This window comes from Mycobacterium sp. (assembly GCF_035653355.1).
GTDB lineage: Bacteria > Actinomycetota > Actinomycetes > Mycobacteriales > Mycobacteriaceae > Mycobacterium.
Genome location: NZ_DASRBZ010000523.1, coordinates 1 through 5664 on the forward strand (window position 1 = coordinate 1; position 5664 = coordinate 5664).

A 5664-nucleotide genomic window follows, 5' to 3' on the forward strand; every position below is an offset into this window, starting at 1 on the left:
CGACGTACAGCGTCCATAACGGCCAGCCCAGCCGCCCGATACCGCCGACCAGGCTTGCTGTCGGCCGCCCGTCAGGGCCTGGCATCAGCAGCCGGCTGGCGATTGCGATGCCGGCGCTAAACGCCGAGAGCACCGCGGCAAGCGCAATGGCCTGCCACAACACGACCGTGGCCCGTGGGGCCCGCAGCGGCCACCTGGCGCGGGCCAGCAGGGCCGGTACCGGGCCGACCAGCAGCGCCGCGAGAATGGTGAAGGCCAGCGCGGACACGCTGCCAGTGTCCCTCAGCCCTCGGGGCCCGCGCTAGCAGGTGGGGTGTTGCGGTGGCCGGCCTCTAGTTCGTCCAGCGCCCGCCGCAGCGCGTCGGCCTCGTCGGCGCCGACGCGTTCCACGAAGTGCACCAGCGCCGCCTGCCGGCTGCCCGAGTCCGCGGCCTGGTCCAGCGCGTCGACCATCAGCCCGGCGACTAGTTCGTCGCGGCTGCGCATCGGTGCGTAGCGGTGGGCACGGTCGTCGCGGATTTGGGAGACCAAATTCTTCTTGGCCAACCGTTGCAGCACTGTCATCACGGTGGTGTAGGCCAGGTCGCGCTGCGCGGATAACGCCTCGTGGACTTGGCGAACAGTTTGGGGCTCGGGCGCGGACCACAAGTGGTCCATCACCGCACGTTCCAGATCCCCCAGGCGCGTCAGCTTGGCCATTCGTTTCATCTCCTAAAGCGACCCAATCAGCCTACTCCCGCTTACTACCGACCGTCGTACCGAAATGACCGCGCCGTGACAACCGATCGGTCAACAAACCAGGCCCTGCCCGATTCCGCCGGTCATCCGATCGCATTCGTGACGGTGCTCACAGCACCATACCTCAGGCAGCCATTTTAGGTTAGCCTAACCTGATTGGCATAGGAGGAGGTGTTGTGTCTGTCGTCAGCGACGACCCGCTGATCGCGGCGATGGCTATCGACCGGCCGCTGCCGCTGCATGAATCGAGTCGGCGGCTGCGTGAGCTGTATCCGGCCACCCCGCGCGTCTACGGGGTCGCCGTGCTGGCCGACGTCTCCCGGCGTCGCTGGTGGCCGCTGGAGTCGGCCCTGACCACCGACCGCGTTCAGGTGATGTTCGACGACGCGGCCGCCGGAATGGACCGCCGGGCGGCGGCCCGCGACTTGGCGGCCACCCTGGTACACACGGTGATCGGACGGATAGTGGCCCTGGTGGTCCTCGAGGGACGGGCCTGGGACCCCGGCCTGGAAAACCTCTGGGTCCACGTCGACGCCGAGGGCGCCATCGACTGGGTCGCGGTGGTCGACCCCACGTTGCGCGGGCTGCCCGGCGATCCAGAACCGCGCAAACCGGTTGTACGGCTGCCCAGCGAAGCCGCGCTGGCCACCTGGGTCGCTCACCGCAGCCAACGTAGCCTCGCGCCGTTGTTCGCCAAACTGCACATGATCAGCGGCGGAGCGATCCCGGTGGCGACCATGTGGCAACTCGTCGGATCGGCGGTCGTCACGACGGCGACGCAGGTGCCGCAACTGGCCGGCACCTGCGAGCTGACCGGCATGCGGCGCGGTCAAGCCGTGCTGGAGGCGCTGGTCGACTTTGGGCTGCCGGTGCGGGGCCCGCTGTTCCGAGGACGCGCCCGAAGCCGGCCAACCCTTGCGAAATTAGGGCAGCCTTGCCTATGCTGAATGCGTCGAGCGATGCAGTGGCCGTGGTTGTGTCCTGAGGGCTGCAGTGACCCCCGGTCAACTCGATCGGCGAGCCCCGTGCCTGGTGTACGGGGCTCGCCCATGTTCGGGGTATCCGAGCGCCGGTATCGGTGCTCCGATGGTGTAGACACAAGGGCGTGCAACCGCTGCCCGACCACGTGCTGCCGCCGGATTTCACCGCCCCGTTCGACATCGAAATCGGGCTCGTGTTCACCGAATTGAGTCCCGACGGCGCGCGGGCGCAGCTGGAAATCCAACCGAAGCTCCTGCAGCCGATGGGCATTGTGCACGGCGGGGTCTATTGCTCGATGATCGAAAGCATGGCCAGCGTCTCCGCCTGGACCTGGCTGAACGCGCACGGCGGCGGCTCGGTCGTGGGCGTCAACAACAACACCGATTTCCTGCGCGCCATCAGCGCGGGGACGGTGTATGGCACGACCACGCCCGTGCACCGCGGTCGGCGTCAACAGCTATGGCTGGTCACCATCACAGACGACGACGAGCGAGTCGTCGCCCGGGGGCACGTGCGGCTGCAGAACCTCGAAGGTCAACCGGACAGCTAACTGGCCACCTTGGTTTCACCGCGGTGCGCCTCAGCGGCCAGCACCGCCAACTGTTCGAGGCGGGTCCGGGCGAACGCCTGCTGCTCGGTGATGGTGAGCTGACCGCGCCGGGTGGAAAGGAACGTCACGGTCCACGACAGCAGCGTGGTGATTTTCGACTTGAAACCGATCAGGTACGCCAGGTGCAGGACCAGCCAGATCAACCAGGCGATGAACCCGCCGAACTCCAGCGGCCCGATTTTCGCCACCGCGGAAAACCGCGACACGGCGGCCATCGAGCCCTTGTCGAAGTACTGGAACGGCTCACGTGCCGCCGGATCGGCCCCGGCCAGTTCGGCTTTGATCGTGTTGGCTGCGTACTTGCCGCCCTGGATGGCACCTTGCGCGACGCCCGGCACGCCCTCGACAGCCGCCATGTCGCCGACGACGAAGACGTTCGGGTGGCCGGGAATCGTCAAGTCCGGCAACACTTTTACTCGGCCGGCGCGGTCGAGTTCGACACCCGACTGCTCGGCGAGGTCGCGGCCCAGCGGGCTGGCCGAGACCCCGGCCGACCACACCTTGCACGACGATTCGATGCGCCGGATCTTGCCGTCGGAGTCCTTGACCGTTACGCCGTTGCGGTCGACGTCGGTGACCATCGCGCCGAGCTGGATCTCGACGCCCATCTTCTCCAGCCGTGCTGCGGCTTTTTTACCCAGCTTTTCTCCCATCGGGGGCAGTACCGCGGGAGCAGCGTCAAGCAGGATGACCCGCGCCTTGGTGGGGTCGATGTGCCGAAATGCGCCTTTGAGGGTGTACTCCGCCAACTCCGCGATCTGCCCGGCCATTTCCACACCGGTCGGTCCGGCACCGATCACGGTGAAGGTCAACAGCTTCTTGCGTCGCTCTGGGTCGCTGGACCGTTCCGCCGCCTCAAACGCGCTCAAGATCCGGCCACGCAGTTCCAGCGCATCGTCGATCGACTTCATACCGGGCGCGAACTCGGCGAAATGGTCGTTGCCGAAGTAAGACTGACCGGCACCGGCGGCCACGATCAAGCTGTCATAGTGCGTTTTGTAGGTGTGGCCGAGCAGCTCGGAGACGACGTACTTGCCGGATAGGTCGATGTGCGTGACGTCGCCCAGCAGCACCTGCACGTTGCGCTGCCGGCGCAGCACCACCCGCGTCGGCGGGGCGATCTCGCCCTCGGAGATGATCCCGGTCGCAACCTGGTACAGCAGCGGCTGAAAGAGGTGATGGGTGGTCCGGGCGATCAGTTTGATGTCGACGTCGGCCCGATTGAGCTTCTTGGCCGCGTTGAGTCCGCCGAATCCGGATCCGATGATGACAACCTGGTGGCGACGACCGGGCGCAGCAGTGGCTTCGGGTTGGGCACTCATGGTTTGGGTTGCTCCTGACGGCGACTGCGATTCATTAACACCGTAGTCGGCGTCATCGGCTGCTGGCCGGGTCGGCGGCTGTGTGATCAGCCACATGCCGCGGCCGGCACGGCGGCCGCAGTTACGAACCGACGATCGGGCGCAAGGCCTCGGCGGCTGCCGCGATGACGCCGGGGCGGTAGAACGGCATGTTGATGATCAGGCCGTCGAGTCCGGCGTCAATGGCCTTTTCCTTGACCTGCTCGGCGATCTGTGCCGGGCCGCCCGCCACCATGTTCTGGCTCATCTCGGCGGGGATGACGTCGGCGGAGACGTTCTCGTCGAGCAGCACGGTCAGCAGCATGCTGGTTTCGACCGTCGACGGATCGCGGCCAACCTCGTTGCAGCGCTTCGCCAGCGCGTCCAGCTTGGCCGGAAGCTCGTTGAATCCGGCGATGATGTTGAGGTGTTCGGCGTAGCGGGCGGCGACCGAGAACGTCTTCTTTTCGCCGCTGCCGCCGATCAGGATCGGAATACGGTCGCGGTAGCGCGGCTCGGCTATCGCTGATTCGGTCCGGTACCACCGCCCCGAGAACGTCGGCCGCTCGCCTTTGATCATCGGGTCGATGATCTGCATCGCTTCCTCGAGCCGGTTGAACCGATCGGTGAAAGTGCCGAACTCGAAGCCGAGTTGACGATGTTCGAGCTCGAACCAGCCCGCACCAATTCCGAGGATCGCGCGACCGGCGCTCACCACGTCAAGCGTGGTAATGATTTTCGCGAGCAGCGTGGGGTTCCGGTATGTATTGCCAGTTACCAACGCGCCCAATTGAATTCGATTGGTCGCAGTCGCGAGGGCGCCTAGCGCAGTGTAGGCCTCCAGCATGGGCTGATCGGGCGAACCCAGCACTGGTAATTGGTAAAAGTGGTCCATGACGAAAAGCGCATCAAAACCGGCTGATTCGGCTTCCTGAGCCTGCGCGATAACAGTCGGAAAAAGCTCAGCGACGCCGGTGCCGTACGAGAAGTTGGGGATCTGCAGTCCCAGTCTGATAGCCACGCTTGTACCGTAGCGGGCAAGCGCGACGCTCGCATGCTAGTCGAAATGCGCCAGCGCGCCGTGGCTAACGTGCAGCGTCTGGCCGGTGATGTGGCGAGCCGCAGGGGTAGTGAGAAACACTGCGAGCCGGGCAATTTCAGCGGCAACCGGGGGCGGTGTGCGGGTCAGTCCCTCGTAGCCGGGCTGCGCGCCGCGCCCGGAAGCAACCGCATTGATGGTGATTCCGCGGGTGCCGAACACACTGGCCTGGCCGGCGACCCAGTTCGACAGCGCGGCTTTGACCGCGGCGTCGGCGCTTCCCGGCTGCGGGTTTTCCGCCACCACCCCGACGATCGAGCCACCTGAGCGCAGGTGATCTCCCACGGTCTGCACCGTCAGCACCGCAGACAGCACGGTGATGTCCCAGGCATGACGCCATGCGCCGGCCAAGTCGGACAGCGAGTAGGCGCGGGGGTCGCCGGCGTCCCAGCGCGGTGCCGGCACATTGACGATGGTGTCCAGGTGATGGGGGAAGAGGCCCCGGACTTCGGCGAGGCTCGCCGGGTCGACGTTATCGCACACGACGGCGTCTGCCTCGAGTTCCTTGGCGGCGACTTCGAGGTCGTCGCGGCGTGCGCCGGCAAGCGTCACCTTGTGGCCGGCGTCGCGAAAGCCTTCGGCAACTGTGCGACCCAGCTCGGTGTCGCCGCCGGTGACCAGCACCTCCACTGCCATGACCTCCTCGTGTTCGACGCTGAACAGCGCCTGCGTGATGGCGTTTCGGTAAATGTTACTGGACAGTAGCTAGCGGTGAAAATCCTGGCTCGCGCGGCGCAGGCACCATTTGCATAACTATTTGACTCCGACGTCGCTCTACAGCCCCCGTTACCACCGAGCTAGGGTTCACCCATGCGTCGCATCTGGGTGTTGACCGGTTGGCTGGCAATACTCCTGGTGGCGGCCCTGCCCGGCTGCAGCTCGAAGACCCCGTCGCA

At 65.9% G+C, this 5664-nt stretch carries 6 protein-coding genes and 1 pseudogene; 2 read left to right on the top strand and 5 right to left on the bottom strand.

Annotation, left to right across the window (positions count from 1 at the left end; genetic code table 11):
• Nucleotides 1-268: pseudogene (locus VFA16_RS17920) on the bottom strand (M56 family peptidase); the annotation flags it as partial.
• Nucleotides 269-282: 14 nt separating this feature from the next.
• On the bottom strand, nucleotides 283-699 hold the full coding sequence (locus VFA16_RS17925; RefSeq protein ID WP_324969109.1) for a BlaI/MecI/CopY family transcriptional regulator: 417 nt from the start codon (nucleotides 697-699) through the stop codon (nucleotides 283-285).
• Nucleotides 700-914: 215 nt separating this feature from the next.
• Between VFA16_RS17925 and VFA16_RS17930 the strand changes: the two genes are divergently transcribed.
• Together VFA16_RS17930 and VFA16_RS17935 are read left to right on the top strand one after the other, a co-directional pair.
• Nucleotides 915-1685, top strand: a complete 771-nt coding sequence (locus VFA16_RS17930; protein ID WP_324969110.1) for an iron reductase — start codon at nucleotides 915-917, stop codon at nucleotides 1683-1685.
• Nucleotides 1686-1843: 158 nt separating this feature from the next.
• Nucleotides 1844-2269, top strand: coding sequence for a PaaI family thioesterase (locus VFA16_RS17935; RefSeq protein ID WP_324969111.1), 426 nt, complete (start codon nucleotides 1844-1846; stop codon nucleotides 2267-2269).
• Here the strand turns inward: VFA16_RS17935 and VFA16_RS17940 are convergent.
• The 3 genes from VFA16_RS17940 to VFA16_RS17950 all read right to left on the bottom strand — a co-directional run bounded on the left by VFA16_RS17940 (nucleotide 2266) and on the right by VFA16_RS17950 (nucleotide 5404).
• A complete protein-coding gene (locus VFA16_RS17940; RefSeq protein ID WP_324969112.1) occupies nucleotides 2266-3651 on the bottom strand; it encodes an NAD(P)/FAD-dependent oxidoreductase in 1386 nt (461 codons plus the stop codon). The two genes, VFA16_RS17935 and VFA16_RS17940, sit on opposite strands and share 4 nt — an antisense overlap.
• A gap of 121 nt (nucleotides 3652-3772) precedes the next feature.
• Nucleotides 3773-4690 carry an LLM class F420-dependent oxidoreductase gene (locus tag VFA16_RS17945; RefSeq protein WP_324969113.1) on the bottom strand — a complete coding sequence of 306 codons (918 nt, stop codon included), beginning with the start codon at nucleotides 4688-4690 and terminating at the stop codon, nucleotides 3773-3775.
• A gap of 36 nt (nucleotides 4691-4726) precedes the next feature.
• Nucleotides 4727-5404 carry an SDR family oxidoreductase gene (locus VFA16_RS17950; RefSeq protein WP_324969115.1) on the bottom strand — a complete coding sequence of 226 codons (678 nt, stop codon included), beginning with the start codon at nucleotides 5402-5404 and terminating at the stop codon, nucleotides 4727-4729.
• Nucleotides 5405-5664: the final 260 nt, after the last annotated feature.